The organism is Caulobacter sp. FG7, from assembly GCF_057808875.1.
Map to the genome: position 1 here is coordinate 83479 of NZ_JBMDIW010000006.1, position 15593 is coordinate 99071.

The 15593-nt window shown below is 70.3% G+C and carries 12 protein-coding genes, 1 tRNA gene and 1 pseudogene; 4 read left to right on the plus strand and 10 right to left on the minus strand.

The annotated features are described in order from the left end of the window. Window position 1: 1 nt before the first annotated feature. The 4 genes from hfsH to hfsE are packed head-to-tail and all read right to left on the minus strand — an operon-like array spanning window position 2 to window position 4600. Window positions 2-784, minus strand: coding sequence for an oligosaccharide deacetylase HfsH (gene hfsH / locus ACODR1_RS06810; RefSeq protein WP_488879780.1), 783 nt, complete (start codon window positions 782-784; stop codon window positions 2-4). Then, window positions 784-1713 carry a polysaccharide biosynthesis protein HfsG gene (gene hfsG / locus ACODR1_RS06815; protein WP_488879781.1) on the minus strand — a complete coding sequence of 310 codons (930 nt, stop codon included), beginning with the start codon at window positions 1711-1713 and terminating at the stop codon, window positions 784-786. The genes hfsH and hfsG overlap by 1 nt, the downstream gene beginning before the upstream one ends. After that, a complete protein-coding gene (gene hfsF, locus ACODR1_RS06820) occupies window positions 1710-3149 on the minus strand; it encodes a polysaccharide biosynthesis protein HfsF (protein ID WP_488879782.1) in 1440 nt (479 codons plus the stop codon). Before hfsF ends, hfsG begins: the two co-directional genes overlap by 4 nt. Window positions 3150-3151: 2 nt before the next feature. Continuing rightward, complete coding sequence (hfsE, locus tag ACODR1_RS06825; protein ID WP_488879783.1) at window positions 3152-4600, minus strand: polysaccharide biosynthesis protein HfsE; 1449 nt, start codon at window positions 4598-4600, stop codon at window positions 3152-3154. Between the two features lie 140 nt (window positions 4601-4740). Here hfsE and ACODR1_RS06830 point away from each other — a divergent pair. Beyond that, window positions 4741-4831, plus strand: a tRNA-Ser gene (locus ACODR1_RS06830). Window positions 4832-5130: 299 nt separating this feature from the next. Here ACODR1_RS06830 and ACODR1_RS06835 read toward each other — a convergent pair. The 4 genes from ACODR1_RS06835 to ACODR1_RS06850 all read right to left on the minus strand — a co-directional run bounded on the left by ACODR1_RS06835 (window position 5131) and on the right by ACODR1_RS06850 (window position 9744). Continuing rightward, on the minus strand, window positions 5131-7038 hold the full coding sequence (locus tag ACODR1_RS06835) for a BCCT family transporter (RefSeq protein WP_488879784.1): 1908 nt from the start codon (window positions 7036-7038) through the stop codon (window positions 5131-5133). 72 nt (window positions 7039-7110) lie between these two features. Next, entirely contained in the window at window positions 7111-8007 is an 897-nt protein-coding gene (locus tag ACODR1_RS06840) for an ankyrin repeat domain-containing protein (RefSeq protein WP_488879785.1), read from the minus strand. Window positions 8008-8012: 5 nt separating this feature from the next. Beyond that, window positions 8013-8951 carry a Tle-like phospholipase domain-containing protein gene (locus ACODR1_RS06845; protein ID WP_488879786.1) on the minus strand — a complete coding sequence of 313 codons (939 nt, stop codon included), beginning with the start codon at window positions 8949-8951 and terminating at the stop codon, window positions 8013-8015. An 88-nt stretch (window positions 8952-9039) separates the two neighbouring features. Next, window positions 9040-9744 (minus strand): ArsR/SmtB family transcription factor, encoded by a 705-nt coding sequence (locus ACODR1_RS06850; RefSeq protein ID WP_488879787.1) that lies wholly within the window; start codon window positions 9742-9744, stop codon window positions 9040-9042. Window positions 9745-9816: 72 nt separating this feature from the next. Between ACODR1_RS06850 and ACODR1_RS06855 the strand changes: the two are divergent. Next, window positions 9817-11236 (plus strand): annotated as a pseudogene (locus ACODR1_RS06855) (MFS transporter). Window positions 11237-11373: 137 nt separating this feature from the next. Then, a complete protein-coding gene (locus ACODR1_RS06860) occupies window positions 11374-11829 on the plus strand; it encodes a hypothetical protein (RefSeq protein ID WP_488879788.1) in 456 nt (151 codons plus the stop codon). A gap of 328 nt (window positions 11830-12157) precedes the next feature. Here the strand turns inward: ACODR1_RS06860 and ACODR1_RS06865 are convergent, their stop codons facing one another. Then, complete coding sequence (locus ACODR1_RS06865) at window positions 12158-12478, minus strand: antitoxin YezG family protein (RefSeq protein WP_165260081.1); 321 nt, start codon at window positions 12476-12478, stop codon at window positions 12158-12160. A 30-nt stretch (window positions 12479-12508) separates the two neighbouring features. Further along, a complete protein-coding gene (locus ACODR1_RS06870) occupies window positions 12509-13648 on the minus strand; it encodes a DNA/RNA non-specific endonuclease (RefSeq protein ID WP_488879789.1) in 1140 nt (379 codons plus the stop codon). 156 nt (window positions 13649-13804) lie between these two features. Between ACODR1_RS06870 and ACODR1_RS06875 the strand changes: the two genes are divergently transcribed. Beyond that, window positions 13805-15535 (plus strand): VgrG-related protein, encoded by a 1731-nt coding sequence (locus tag ACODR1_RS06875; RefSeq protein WP_488879790.1) that lies wholly within the window; start codon window positions 13805-13807, stop codon window positions 15533-15535. Window positions 15536-15593: the final 58 nt, after the last annotated feature.

The following is a 15593-nucleotide window of genomic DNA, read 5'->3' on the forward strand; positions in this document are numbered from 1 at the left end:
GCTACAGCCCGATCCGCCGCGAGCCCTCGGCCACGGTCACCACGTCGAAGCCGGCGTTGACCGCGCCGTCGACCAGCCGCTCCAGCGCCTGCACCGTACAGCCCCAGGCCGACGGCTGGTCGGCCACGTCGTGGGTGTAGAGGATCAGCCAGGCCTTGCGCCGGTGAGCCTGGTCCAGCCAGTGCAGGGCCACGTCCTCGCCATCCTCGCCCTCGATGCCGACGGCCGGGGCCTGGTTGAGGTCGGCGCCGTTGGCGATCAGGCCGTGATGCAGGGCCCGCAAGGTCTTGAAGCGGCCGGCCAGGGCCGTCTTGGCCGGGGCGGCGACGTCGCCGTACGGATAGGCGAAGCTCACCGCGTTCCCCACGCCCCAAGACGCCAATGCTTGCCTGTTCTGCGCCACGTCGGCCAGGGCGACCTGGGTCGTCGCCTGGCCGCAGTCGAGGTGGCTGAAGGTATGGCAGCCGATCTCGTGACCGGCCGCGTGCAGGCGGGCGGCGTCCTCGCCGGTGGCGTAGCGGCCCATCGGCCCGTCGCGCCCGGTCAGGCCGGCGGCGAAATAATAGGTGCCGCGGAAGCCGCGGCTCTCCAGCACGCGCGCGCCCGCCTCGCAGGCGGTGGCGGGGGCGTCGTCGAAGCTGAACGACACCATCGGCCGCTCCAGCTTCACCCGCGCCGGGCGACGATGCTGCAGGCGGATCAGCCGGCGGCGGACCTTGCCCTTCAGCGAGCGGTCCGGCTCATACGCGTCGACTTTCTCGTAGGTTTGTTCGAGGGCGGTCATCACACGGCGTCCGAATAGAGGGCGGCCCGGTAGAGCCGCATGGAAAAGGCGCGAAGCGGGGTGGGCAGGCTTTCGGCCAGGGCTATGGCCTTCAGCCACGGCCGCCAGGTCCCGCGCAGGGGCACGGCCTTAAGGGCCTTGGCGACCTTGTAGCTGGGATAGGCGCTGACCACGTCGCGGTGGGCGGCCACCACGCGGGCGAAGTTGGCGGCCGACTGCTCGTACTTGGCGGTCATCACCGGCGCGGGGTCCAAACCGAGGTGCGTGGCGGTGTTGTCGATGTGCAGGATCGGGTGGGCGCGGGCGACCCGCATGGCCCATTCGACGTCCTCCCAGCCCCAGCCGGCGAAGCCCTCGTCGAAGGCGATGGTCTCGAAGACGTCGCGGCGCACCAGCAGGTTGGAGGTGAAGACGTGCTTCTCCGGCGCCTGGGCGCGCTCGGGGGCGGGCGTGCAGTCGCTCTTCAGCGCCATGGCCCGGTGCAGGGCGTGCTCGGGCCGGATCGGCGTCTGGTCCAGGGTGAAGCCGCCGAAGGCCACTGGAGCGTCGTCGCCCGCCACCGCCAGCCAGCGGGCCAGGAAGTCCTTCGGATCGGGCAGCATGTCGCTGTCGAGGAACAAAAGGTGTCGCCCTCGGGCGTGGGCGGCCAGGCGGTTGCGGCCCTGGGCCCGGCCGGCGTTGCGCGACAGCCGCACGAAGCGGGCGGGGCGTTTCAGGCCGGCGATCAGCTTGCCGATCCGTGCGGCCAGGGCCTCGTCGCCGCCGCCGTCGTCCAGCACCACGATCTCGGCCGCATTGTCCTTGCCGTCGAGGGCCCGCAGCAGGGCGGTCGGATCGTCCCGATAGGTGGGGATCAGCACCGACAGGCGCGGCGTCACGCCGGCCCAGGCGGCGTTGTCGGAGATCGTCTCGGTGATCGGGGCGGTCATGCGGTGCGGAACCTGCGGGTAAGGACGGCCAGTCGCGCGCGCGCGCCGCCGGCGTCGAGCAGCAGGGCCGCGCCGCCGAAGGTCGCAGCGCCCAGGCCGGCCTTGAGGATCAGTTCTATGAGGCCGCCGACGTCGGGCATGGCCAGCACCACGGCCGCCATCAGGGCGCAGGCCAGGCCCGTCCTGGCCAGGGTCTGCCACGGGATAGGCAGGGCGCAGGCCTTGCGGCCCAGCACCCCGGCGGCGATCGCGCCCAGGGCGTAGCTTGCGGTCGTGGCCCACAGCGCGCCGGACAGGCCGAAACGCGGGATCAGGACCAGGTTCAGGGCCAGGTTGGCGCCCGCCGGGATCGCCATGCAGGCGCTCAGAATCGTCGTGCGCCGGCCAAGCGTGAAGGCCTGCAGCAGGTAGTAGGTGGTCACCCCCGACAGCCAGCCGCTGGCGGCGATCCACGGCGTCACGCCCGCCGCGCCCTCGCGCAGGGCCGGGCCGATCATCACCTCGGTCAGCGGACGGGCGACCAGGGCCAGGCCCACGGCGGCGGGCAGGGTCAGCAGCACCATGAAGTCGGCCTGTTCGCGGGCGCTTTCCTCCAGAGCCGGCTGGCCGCCGCGCTCCAGGGCCGCGACCATGGCCGGGCCGCCGGCCATGCCGAGCCAGATGAAAACGACGTCCAGGGTGCGCGAGCCCAGCGAATAGCCGGCGTGGTAGACGCCGACCGCGCTCTCGTCGAGGAAGGCGGCCAGCAGGAAGCGATCGGTGGTCGACAGCACCAGGGCCAGGATCAGCGAGAAGGCCACCGGCAGGCCGTAGGCGGCGTAGGCCTTGGCCATCGCCTTGTCGAAGCTGCCGCCCTTCAGACGTTTCAGGTCAGTCGGCAGCACGAACATCAGGCACAACAGGGCAACCACGCCCGTGCCGAGGATCGGCGCCGCGCCGCCCAGGCCCACCAGGGCCAGCACCAGGCCCAGGGCGAAGCCGCCGACGGTCTGGATCACGTCCAGCAGGGCTGCGCCCGACACCTCGCCGGCCGCGCGGCGGCGTTCCTGGGACATCTTGGCCAGGCTCTTCACCGCCGCGGCGGCGAAGGCGGCGGCGACGGCGACCTTCAGGGCCGGGGCCATGGGCCAGAACCGCAGAGCCACGGCGGCGACCACCGGGATCGCCAGGGCCATCAGGATCCACAGCCGATAGAGCGTGGCGAAATGGTCGGGCAGGCGGCCGTCCTCGTCGGCGCGGGCCAGGAACCGGGCCATGGCCGCCTCGGTCCAGGTCAGGAACGCCGTCTGGGTCAGGCTCAGCACCGAGAACGCCAGCGCATAGATCCCGTACTCGGCCGGAGACAGGATCTGCGTGAACAGCACGATCGTCAGGAGGCCGACGACCCCCTGGGCGATGTTGACGGGCAGGTAGCCCAGGACGCCGCGCCAGAACATGGTCAGCGCACGGCGGTCTTGTCGCCCAGCAGGCAGGGGACGGTCATCAGGATCACGTAGAGGTCCAGCCAAAACGACTGCCGCTCGATGTATTCGACGTCATAGGCCACCCGCTGGCGCACCAGTTCTGGCGTGTCGACCGCCCCGCGCGAGCCCTTGATGGCCGCCCAGCCGGTGACGCCGGGCTTCATGCGGTGGCGGTGAGCGTAGGTGGCCACCAGCTTGGCCGACTCCACGTCGCCGGTCATCATGCCGATGGCGTGGGGGCGCGGGCCGACCATCGACATCTCGCCGGCCAGCACGTTGAACAGCTGCGGCAGCTCGTCGAGGCTGGTGCGGCGGATGAACCTGCCCACGCGCGTGACGCGGTCGTCGCCGACGCTGACCTGGCGCGCGGCCTTGGCGTCGGCCATGTCGTGCCGCATCGAGCGGAACTTCCAGACCAGGATCGCCTCGTTGTTGAAGCCGTGGCGGCGCTGGCGGAAGAATACAGGGCCGGGGCTGTCCAGCTTCACTGCGATGGCTACGCCCAGCATCACCGGCGCGGCGACGATCAGGCCGACTCCGGCGACGGCCAGGTCCTGCACCCGCTTGGCCATCGCCCGGCGGGCGTCGGTCGGGGCGCCCGACAGGTCGGCCAGGTGCGACAGGGCTGCGTCGCGGTCGGCGTCGCCGCCGACGTCGACGATCATGCTGACGGGGTTGGGCAGTTCCGACAGGCGCTCGACCAGCTGGCCGACGCGGGCCTGGGCGGTGGATTCGACGGCGATCACCACGCGGTCGACGAAGGGCATGATGCGGTGGTCGACCAGGGCCTTGGTGTCGCCCAGCACCGGCACGCCCAGCACGGCCTCGGGGGCGCGGGCGGCGCGGTCGTCGAACACGCCCAGCACGTTGACCTCGCCGGTGCGCAGGGCCGCGGCGATCAGCCGCTCGGCGTTGGTGGTGGCGCCGACCAGCACGATGTTGGGCGTCAGCTTGCCGATGCGGCGGCCATGGCGGACCAGGGCCCACCATGTCGCGTGCAGCACGAGGAAGACGGGCAGGGCGGCCAGAAGCCAGCCGGTCACGGCGTGCGCGCCCGGCGCCAGCGGCGTCAGGGCCACGACCTGCACGGCGATCGCCGAGGCGCCGATGGCCGAGCCGGCGCGCAGCAGGTGGCGGATCAGCGGTTCGCGATGGGCAAAGACATAGGCCTCCAGGCCGTGCAGGGCGACCAGAAGCACGGTCGCGCCCACGAGGGGGGCGGCGAGGCCGCCGGTGCGGGCGACCCAGAGGGCGAGGGCGGCGGCGAGAATCGCGTCGGCGACGCGGAAGGCGCGAGTCAGGTTCTGGATCTGCACCCGGGCGCGAGCCGGGGTCAGGCGTTCCGGTCGGAACGGTCCGCGCCGGCTGCGTGCGGCGTCCGACGCTTGGCTTGCGTCCGCTGGGCGGGCGAGGGCGGAACTCATGATCGCTCTTGGGCTTCTGCGCACTGGAGAACGAGGTTCAACCTAGCGTGGCCGTCTGAGCGTCGCGTTAACGCGATTTTCCTTCACGCTTCGATTGTCATTCGCGAGCGAACAGGCTATCGAACCGCTCCCTCTCAGGAGGAGACGTGGCCGAGAGGCTGAAGGCACCGCTTTGCTAAAGCGGCATACCTCAAAAGGGTATCGAGGGTTCGAATCCCTCCGTCTCCGCCATCCCCTTTCCCAATGAAGCAGTTTACGCCCGGCGATCTCGTCGGCGTGCTCGGCATGTCTGGCGATTAGGCGACTGCGACGGATCGCAAGCTTCTGTAATCGTTGAGTATTATTCTTATAGGGGGCTTTCCAGCTTGGTTCGGCCGAAGGGGCTCGCAGTTCGCCCCAGCGTGGGGCGTCCCACCGCGGGCGGCGCCGAAACAGCGTCGATGAGGCCCGCCGAGATGCGAGTCGCCGTCCGCGCCACGAGGGAATCGCGGCGGCGACTCGGATTCGCGTAGCGAATCTCCCGGGGGCGCCTAGGCCATCCGCCAGCGTTGCAGGTGGTCCAGCACGTCGCTGACCAGCTGGTCCTGCGTAAAGCCCGTCACGTCCCGGGGTTTGGCGACGTCGGCGGAATGCGCCATCAGCCGCCATTCCAGCGCGCGGCGGCCCTCCGGCGCGTCGAGCGCCGTGAGGGCGGGGCGCGGCCGTGAGCGGGCGGCCAGCCGGTAATGGAAAAGCTTGCCGCCTTCGCCGACCGAGGCCGTCAGGGCCAGGCCGTCATCGTCCTTGGCCAGGGCCGCGGTCAGGCCCTCGGCCTCCAGCCCGGCGCGGACGCCCTCCAGCGCCGGAACGCCCGTACGCTCGATCTGCCGCAGGATCTCGCGCCGGCTGGCGGGCGAGAGGATTCGTTTCAGCTGTTCGGCCAGAGGCGGTGTCTCGGTGTCGATGGTGCGGCCGGCGATGTCGGCGTTCATCTGCCGCACCAGGCCGATCGACAGCAGGATCATGATCACCGCGAAGGGCAGGGCGGCTACCAGAGTGGCGGCCTGCAGCGCGCCCAGCCCGCCGGCCAGCAGCAGCACGGCGGCCACCAGGCCCAGCAGGACGCACCAATACATCCGCTGCCAGCGCGGCGTGTCGTCGGCGCCGCCCGAGGCCATGGTGTCGATCACCAGCGCCCCGGAGTCGGCCGAGGTGACGAAGAACACCGCCACCAGCAGGATCGCCAGGGCCGAGGTGAAGGTCGTGCCCGGCAGTTGCTCGAAGAAATGGAACAGGGCCGTGGACAGGTCGGCGGTCACGGCCCGCGAGATGGCGCCGGCCGCCTGGCCCATGTCCAGGCTGATGGCGGTGTTGCCGAAGACCGTCATCCACAGGAAGGTGAAGCCGGCGGGGACCAGCAGCACGTTGAGCACGAACTCGCGCACCGTGCGCCCGCGCGAGATGCGGGCGATGAACATGCCCACGAACGGCGACCAGGCGATCCACCAGGCCCAGTAGAACAGCGTCCAGTCCGCCATCCAGGCCCGGGGCTCGTAGGCGTAGAGGGTGAAGGTGCGGCGGATGAAGTGATCCAGATAGGCGCCGAAGTTCTGCACCAGGGCCTTCAGCAGAAAGCCGGTCGGGCCGATCACCAGCACGAACAGCATCAGCAGGATGGCCAGGATCAGGTTCAGTTCGGAGAGGCGGCGCACGCCCTTGCCGACGCCGCTCATCATCGAGGCGGTGGCGGCGGCCATGACCACGGCGATCAGGATCACCTGCACCCAGGCGGTGTTGGGAATGCCGAAAAGGTAGCTCAGGCCGCTGTTCATCTGCGCGACGCCGAAGCCCAGCGAGGTGGCGATGCCGAAGGCGGTGCCCCAGATGGCGAAGATGTCGACGGCGTCGCCGATCGGTCCGTTGATCCGCTTGCCCAGCAGCGGCGACAGGCCAGACCGCAGGGTCAGGGGCAGGCCCTTGCGGTGAGCGAAGAAGGCCAGGCTCAGCCCCACTACCGCATAGATCGCCCAGGCGTGGACGCCGTAGTGGGTGAAGGTGATGACCATCGCCTCGCGTGCGGCCTCGAAGCTGCGCGGCTCGACCTCGGGCGGGTTGATGTAGTGCTGGATCGGCTCGGCGACGCCGAAATACATCAGGCCGATGCCCATGCCGGCCGCGAACAACATGGCCAGCCACGAGACGTAGGGAAAGTCCGGCTCGGAGTCGTCGGGGCCCAGTTTCAGCGCCCCCGTGGGGCCCAGCGCCAGGAAGAGAACCAGCCCCAGAAAGCCGGCGACGGCGGCGACGTAGAACCAGCTGAAGGTGTCGATCACCCAGGCCTGGGCGGTTTTGAAGACGCTGTCGGAGAAGTCCGGAGCGGCGACGGCGAAGACGAGAAGCAGCCCGATAATCAGGCTGGCGCCCCAGAACACACGAGGGTTCATCTTGGTGGTCAGCATCCCGAACCTTAACGGCGGAGGCCCGATCGCGCCACCCGTGGGGCCTTCACGTGTTCGGAACGCGGTTCGGCGTCAGCGCGGACGCTTGTCGCCGCTCTCGGTCCAGAAGCGGCGCATGCGGTCGGTGATCTCCGTCGGCGGCGGGGTCTTCCAGCCGGCGGCGCGGGCTTGCGCCGGGGGCCAGGCGCCGGTCAGGACCAGGCGGCGGGTCTCCTTCGCATCCGGCCCGCCGGGCATGCGCCAGCCGGCTGTCTTCAGGGTCTCGAGCACGCGCGGGCGGGCGGCCTGCTCCTCGGGCTCGCCGGGGCGCATGGGGCCGGTCAGCACCGTCCCGACGGTCTCGCCATTGCTGCCCACCGTCCAGGGATCGGCGCCCTTTTCGAGCAGGAGCTCGGCGATGCGGAAGTTCTGCTGCTCTATGGCCAGCCGCAAGGGCGTCGCGCCTGTGGCGTCGTGGTCGTTGATCCTGGCGCCGTGCTGCAGGAGCAGGCGCACGGCCCCCAGCGAGTTGAGGCCGATCGCGGCCTTCAGCGGCCAGTAGGTCTCACGGCGTTGCGCGCTGGCTCCGGCCTGCAGGAGTTGCGCAGCAAAGGCCGGGTCGGTGGCGCGCAGGGCCAGGCTCAGCGGGACGGCGTCGGCGGCCCCGTCGGGCGGAACGCCGAGATCGAGCAGGGCCGCGACCATCGGCTTGTCGCAGCGGGCGACGGCCAGGCTCAGGAGATCGCCGTTCGGGCCGCCGCGCGTGGTCTTCAGCGCCGGATCGGCGCGCAGGCGGCGCTGGACCTCGCCGACGTCGCCTTTGAGCACGGCCGACATCAGGTCGCGCCCGGCCTGGCCATGGTCGGCGGCGGCCAGGGCAGCGCGGACGTCGGGCAGGGCGGTTCCGCCAACGAAGCAGGCGGCGAGCGCGGCGTCCGTCATCATCACCATCGAGGCCGCCAGGGCGGCGATTGCTGCGGGTCGGATCACGGGCCTCAGTTGGCCGTCGCGCGATAGGCCGCGTCAAGGCTGGACGACAGCCAGGCCTGGCCGTGCAGGTCGCCCAGCGAGGCCTCGCCCGCCGACTGGCCCTCGGGGCCGACCGGCGTCAGCTGGTGGCGCTCGCCATAGGCCGGCGGGGCGTCGGCCAGCAGGCCGCCGAGGATCGCGCCGGGGATGCCGCCAAGCAGGCCGCCCAGGCCCGCGCCCAGCCAGCGGTCGCCGCCGTCCTGCACGCGGCTGAGCGGATCGCCGTCCAGGTAGTAGGCGTCGACCTGCGGAGCCGCCGCGCCGCCGGCTTTGGCGACCTCCAGCGTGTCCTCGTGCAGGCCCGCGGCGTTGAAGGTGTCGGCCGGCAGGCCCGAGGCCACCGCCGCCGCAGAAGCCAGACCCCCGCCCAGCGAGTGGCCGGTCAGGGTGACGTCCTCGCCGGCCGTGCGCAGGCGCTCGCCGATCACCAGGGCCTTGTCGTAGTGGCCGGAGTCCAGCCCCAGGCCCTGCTGGAAGTTGTTGCGCCAGTCCTCGGCGTTCTGGCTGCCGCGGAAGGCCACGACATAGTCGCCCTGGGCGTCGACATAGACGCGGGCGCGGAAGCTCGAGCCCGGCTCCTCCAGGTCGGTGGCGTCCAGGCCCAGGCGGGCCAGGTCGTCGGCGCCGGCGACTTCCCAGCCGGCGGGCGGGTTGGGGGTGTCGTTATAGACGTCGGCGGCCAGGGCCATGTGCACCCGCGCTTCGGCGAGCTCGGCCGACTTGCCGCCGCCGGCCGCGACCGCCGAGATCCGCACGTCGGCCTGGGCGGTGGCCGCGATCGCCGGGCGCGAGGCGGGCGCATCCCACTCGGCCGCGACCCGGGCGTCGACGGCGACCCGCGCGCTGGCGCTGGTGTCGAAGCGCTCGCTCGCCGCACTGATTCCCGATCCGCCTTCGATACGCATGGCCTGTCCCTCGGCGTTCTCGTCAGGATGGCGATGCTGCGCGCGACGATGGGGAGGGGATAGTTGGGGAATTCCCTAGTGCGGGGGCTCAGGCCGCCACGCGGCCGTCGTCGGCGAGGCTTACGCCCAGCAAATCGCGCAACGCGGCCGCGCCTTCCGGCGTCAATCGCACCGCCCGTCCCTTGGCCTCGAGCGCCAGCCAGCCCCGCTGGCTCATCGCCGCCAGCAGCTTGACGCCCAGCGGCCCGGCCAGGTGATGGCGGCGCTCGGTCCAGTCCAGGCACCGGCGGGCGACACCGCGCGGGGAGGCGAGGGCGGCGACGTCGATGCCGAGTTCGCTAAACCAGGCCCGGCCCTGGTCCGGGATGTCGTAGAGCTTGTCGTCGGCCGGGGTCAGCAGGCCTCGCGCCACCAGGGCGTCGGCGACCTTCACGCCCAGCCGTCCGGCCAGGTGTCCGTAGCAGCAGCGGGCGTCGCGCAGGGCGCGGGCCTTGGGCGATCGGGGAACCTCCAGCGACCGCACCGGCGCGGCGATCGCCGACAGCGCCTCGATGGCGTGCGCCACCTCCGCCGAGGCCAGGCGATAATAGCGGTGGCGGCCCTCGCGCTCGACGCTGAGCAGCCCGCCTTCGACGAGCTTGGACAGGTGATTGCTGGCGGCCTGGGCCGTGACGCCCGCCGCCCAGGCCAGGGCTCCGGCCGGCTGGGCGCGGCCGTCCTGCAGCGCCTGCAGCATGGCGGCGCGGACCGGGTCGCCGATCAGGGCGGCGGGGCTGGCGATATTGGCGTCCATCAGGTCACTCTACCCTGATCGCCGACGCGATGGTTCATCGATGCGTGTAGCATCCGGCGGCGCGGACGGCGCATGACGAGGCCCATGAGCACCCAGCCTTCCCGCCTGCCGCTAATCACGGTCGCCGCCAGCTTCGGCTTCCTGGTCACCCAGCTGGACGTGACCATCGTCAATGTCGCCCTCGACGCCATCGGCGATGCGTTCGATGCGCCCACCGCCCAGCTGCAATGGGTGGTCGACGCCTATGTGCTGGCGCTGGCGGCCATGCTGCTGTCGGCCGGGGCGATCGGCGACCGGGTCGGACCCAAGCGGGCCTTCCTGGCCGGGCTCGTGCTGTTCGGCCTGGCCTCGGCCGCCTGCGGGCTCGCCATGGGACCGCTGAGCCTGATCCTTGCCCGTGTCGCGCAAGGGGCGGCCGGGGCGCTGCTGATCCCGCCGTCCCTGGCCCTGATCGCCCACGCCGCCCATGGCGACGACCGCCGGCGTGCGGCCGCCGTCGGCTGGTGGACGGCCGCCGGCGGGGTGTCGATCGCCGCCGGACCGGTGCTGGGCGGCCTGCTGGTCGAGACCCTGGGCTGGCGCTGGGTGTTCTTCGTCAACCTGCCGCTCTGCGCCATCGGTGCGGTGCTCGCCCTGCTGGTCGCGCCGGCCACCCCGGCCAAGCCGAAGGTCCCGTTCGACCTGCCGGGTCAGGCCCTGGCGGTGGCGGCCGTCACCCTGCTGGTCGGCGGCCTGATCGAGGGCGGCCATCGCGGCTGGGGCGGCGCGCCGCTGGCGGCCCTGGTCGCCGGCCTCGTCCTGGCCTTCGCCTTCGTGGTGTTCGAGCGCCACGCCCGGCATCCGGCCATGCCGCTCTCCGTCTTTCGCAGCCGCCCGGCCTGGAGCGCGGTGGTCGTCGGCTCGGCCTTGAACTTCACCTATTACGGCCTGATCTTCGTGCTGGGTCTCTACATGCTGCGCACCCTGCACTGGTCGCCGGGCAAGGCGGGGCTGGCCTTCCTGCCGCTGACGGCGACCTTCATCGTCTCGAACCTGGCCAGCGGATCCCTGGTCGGACGTTTCGGCGCCCGGGCCGTCACCAGCGGCGGGGTGCTGGTCGCCGCCTGTGGTTACGCCCTGACCGCGCGCCTGGGACCTGACAGCGGCGTGCTCGACATGTTGCCCGGTTTCGCCCTGATCCCCGGCGGCATGGGCCTGGCGATCCCCGCCCTGACCAGCGGCCTGCTGGCCAATGTCGACCGCCACGACGCCGGCGCGGCCTCCGGCGTGCTCAACGCCTGCCGCCAGGTTGGCGGGGCGGCCGGGGTGGCGATCTTCGGGGCGTTGGCCGGGGCGGAGATCGCAACGGGCCTCCGGACCTCGGCGATCATGGCGACGGTGATGCTGGTGGCGGCGGCCGGGGTGCTGCTGGCGCCGGGGCGGCGGAGGTAAGCGTCCCCCTACCTCCCTTCAGTCCCGCCCTGAAATGTCGGAGATAGACTGCTACCGATAAAGCCGGTTGCCAACGCCGAAAGTGGACATGCCAAAGGTCTGTTCGGGGGATTGGCTTCTGTTTTCCGGGGCGCCGAGTTGCCACTCAAAGCTAAACCGTGAGACGAAAGACCCTTGATCACAGCGCGGAGCGATCTGGTGAAATTCTCGGGAACGCTCGGAGTTATTTTCGCGCTCTCGGCGATGGCTGCGCACGCTCAACCAATGCCGACCACGTTCAACCTGATCTGCACCGGGAAAGAGATTTTCATGGAGCAGGGCAGAGGCCTATTTGGAAAGATGCAGCCAGCCAAGCCGTTCATCACCACCTACCGAATTGACCTGAAAACCAAGCGGCTCTGCGTCGATGACTGCACTTCGACCGCGCCCATAGTCGATGTCACAGACACGACCATCACCTTCGAAAAGTCAGCCTTTGAGGAGGGCGGGATGGACTACGAAAGCTGGGTCGATCGCGAGAGCGGGAAGTATAAAAGTATCAGACGCTCTGGTCTTGGGGAGGGTCTGACATGGCGCAAAGGTGCCGCTTCCACAGTGCGGGACGGCATCTGCGAGGCCGCACCGTTCAGCGGTTTTCCACGCCCGAAGTTTTGAAATCATGTGCGCCGGAACAAGAAAGCTCTATTTCTGGCGGGGCAGGTCGCCCCACCTAGCGGGATAGTAGCTTCAATCGCTATTCTTGCTGCAAGCGTCCGCTAAGGGGCATGCACCTAAGTTGGCCCCGCCAGCTGACTTCGACGGTCAGATTAATATAGCGAGCAAGTGTCTTTTTCGATCAACACCCGCCCTTGTGGCGGGGACCCTGGTTCCGCGCGCACCCGGATCGCCAGCGGATCGCTGGCGATCCGCCCCAAGTGCCCGTGCGGCTGACAGAGAGGTTCCCGCCACAAGGGCGGGAATGACGGGAGTTAAGGGGAGGGGCCTAAGCCGCCGCGTAGTCGTACTTCAGGTCGAACGCGCCGTCCGACTTCAGCGAGAACACCGCCTTCGACCAAGGCTCGTGGGCGCTGGACGCCGTCAGGCGGTGCAGGTTGCGCAGCGCCTTCGAGACCGAATAGTCCAGCTTGCGCACGTCGAGGTCGGCCACGCCGCCTGCGGCCTTGGTGTAGTCGCCGGTCAGGCCCACCGAGCCGTCGATGACGTCGATATTGAGGCGGATCTCCGACCAGGGCTCGGCCACGCTGCCGGCCAGGGCCTGGCCGACGTGGCGGTAGATGCCTTCGGGGCTGTCGATGTCGGCCATGGAATCCTCCGGGAGGCGTGAGCGCTAAATCTAGTCGTTGAAGAAGGTTCGGGTCGAGGGCTTGCCGTCGATGACGTACTCCACTCTGAACGCATCGGGCCGCTTGGAGGCGCCCTCGAACACCGCCTTGATGTCGACGTCGACCTGCTTGCCCTCCTTCAGGGCGGCGGCCCACTCGTTCTCCATCACCTTCCAGCCGCTCTTGTTCAGCGTGCCGTCCATGGCGTGGTAGTTGATCTGCTCGCCGGGGCCGTTGAAGATCGCCGCGATCAGGTGGCCGCCCTCGTCGCCGCCGACCCCGTCCTTGATCCCGCCTTCCTGGCCGGCCTTGGTCTGCTGGTAGCCGTTGCGGTCGGCGTGCTTGAGATCCAGCGTGCCGGTCACCTGCTCGACCCGGCCGCTGGCGTCGGTGGAATAGGTGTAGCGGCCGCTGACCACATAGTCGGTGTTGGGCGCCAGCTCGCCGTTCAGCTTGGCGTTCCAGCCGCCCTTGGCGCCTTGCTCAAGGTCGACGCGGGGGCGGGCGGAGAGGGCTTCGTCCAGCTTGCGGCTGGCGGTCTCCAGCGTCTGGCGGGCGCTGTCGGGCAACTTGTCCAGCGGCAGGGCGTCGATGGCGCCCTTCAGCTTTTCCAGCGCCGGCTTGGCGGCGGCTGCGAAGGCGCTGTCGACCTTGGCCAGGTCGGCCGCCTTGCTCACCGTCTCGGCCCATTTGCCGAGCTTGCCCAGCTTGGCCGCGTCGCCGATGTAGGGAACCATGCTGACGGCCGACAGGCCCGCGCCCAGGAAGTCGCCGCGGAACAGCGAGATCACCCCGTTGACGCCGTCCGAGATCGGCGTCGGGTCGAACAGCCCCGCCACGTCCAGGGCCATCTGGCCAAGGTCGAGGATCAGCTCCTGCTTCTGGGCCGCCGTGGCCGCGTCCATATCGTCGGCCAGGCGCTTCTGGTCGGCGGGCGACAGGTCGGCCTCGATCTCAGCCCGCAGGCTCTGGGCCTTGGCGGGATCGGACCTGGCGATCTCGGAAAGCTGGCCGGCCAGTTCGCTGGTGTTCAGCTGTCCGCCGGTGCGGCTGGCCGCCACCAGGCCGGAAGCCTCGCTGGAGACGCCGGCGGCGCTGGATGCGACGCGACTGGAAGCCCCGATGGACTCGGCTGCGTTCAGTCCGGACATGGATGCCTCCGTTGCGCCTCGACTGGCGCGACGATGGCCGGGGGCAGGGGGCGTCGATAGCTGGGGGCGTCCCTAGCTAGGGATAACCCTAGTTATGCGGGCGGCGGGCCGGGAATAGCGTCTTCCTCAGGAAAGCGTCCGTACCAGGAGTGCCCGATGACCGCCGTGTCCCTCAACACCCAGTCATCCGTTTCAAGCTCTGGCGGTGGACGCTCCAGCGACTATGTCGTCCAGTCGGGCGACACCCTGTCGGCCATCGCCGACAAGCACGGCGTCTCGCTGGACGCGCTGATCCGCGCCAATCCGCAGATCACCAATCCCAACGTCATCCGGCCCGGCCAGGAAGTGACCGTGCCGACGGGGGCGGCGGCCGAGCCGCGCAGCTACACCGTCGAGGCGGGCGACAACCTCTCCCGCATCGGCGCCGAGTTCGGCGTCTCCTGGCAGGCGCTCGCCCAGGCCAACCGGCTGTCGAACCCAAACCTGATCAATGTCGGCCAGGACCTGCTGATCCCCGGCGGCGGGGCTGCGGCGCGTCCGGCGCCGGCCACGACCGACGCGGTCCCGAGCTCGCCGACCGCCACGGGCCAGGCGACCGGTGTGCTGCCCTCGACGAAGGGCATGAGCGAGGCCCAGAAGTACGAGCTCTATTCCGGCTACGTGAACGCCTATGGCGACGCCCAGGCCAAGGCCGATCTGGCGGCCGGCAAGCAGGTGATCCTGGGCCTACGCACCGAGACCAGCCTGAACGCCAACGGCGGCAAGGGCGCCTATGACGACCGTGTGGTCGTGCTGCAGAAGGGCGGCAAGGTCCAGGAGTTCGCGGCCAACACCGAGCCCTCTGCCCAATATGACGGCCGCTATGGATCGGATTTCAACGGCGACGGCCGCAAGGAGTTGGGCCGCATCGCTGAGGGCACGGTGACCTTCCAGAAGAGCACGAGCTCCAGCCTGGGCAACGTGCTGCGCCCGACCGAAAGCCACGCCATCCAGCGCGACACCAATCACGACGGCCGGATCGACAACAACGACGCCAAGGGCAAGGGCGTCAGCACCGACAACTCGTTCCTGTTCCACGCCGGCGGCAACAGCAACACCGGCTCGGCCGGCTGCCAGACGCTGAAGCCCGGCGACTTCCAGGCGTTCTGGAACGGCCTGGGCGGCCAGAAGGCCTTCAACTACGTGCTCGTCAACGTCGACAGGCAAGGACCGCCCGGCGGGACGACCGCGACGACGCAGGCTTCCACCACGAGCGACGCGCGCATCGGCGCCCTGTCGGAACAGTACGAGACCGGCGGGCGCGGCCCCGGCACGGTGTCGAGCGGCGCGGGCGATCCCGGCGGCGTCTCCTACGGCACCTATCAATTGGCGGGCAATCGCGGCCGGCCGCAGCAGTTCCTGGCCGCCGAGGGCCGCCAGTGGGCCGCCGAGTTCGGCGGCGCCTCGCCCGGCTCGGCCAGCTTCACCGCCACCTGGAAGGCGATCGCCGCCCGCGAGCCGGAAAAGTTCGAGGCCGCCCAGCACGACTACATCCAGCGCACCCACTATCAGGTTCAGCTCGACACGGTCAGCAACGCCACGGGGCTGGACCTGTCGACCCGTTCGGCGGCCATCCGTGACGTGGTCTGGTCCACCTCGGTGCAGCACGGGCCGGAGACCGGCGCCGTCGTCAAGGCCATGGCCAAGGTGGAAGGGCAGGGGCTGTCGCCCGCCGACGGCAAGGCCTATGACCGCGCCCTGATCAACGCCATCTACGACGAGCGCGGCAAGCGCAACGACGCCGGCCAGCTGGCCTATTTCACCAGCGCCTCGGCCGCCGTGCAGGTCTCGGTCGCCAACCGCTTCGCCAGCGAACGCCAGGACGCCCTGGCCATGCTGGGCCAATGAGAACCGCCGCGGCGGGCCGGCGTTGAACAGAGACGCTAGACCCGCTCCGGATCACCCG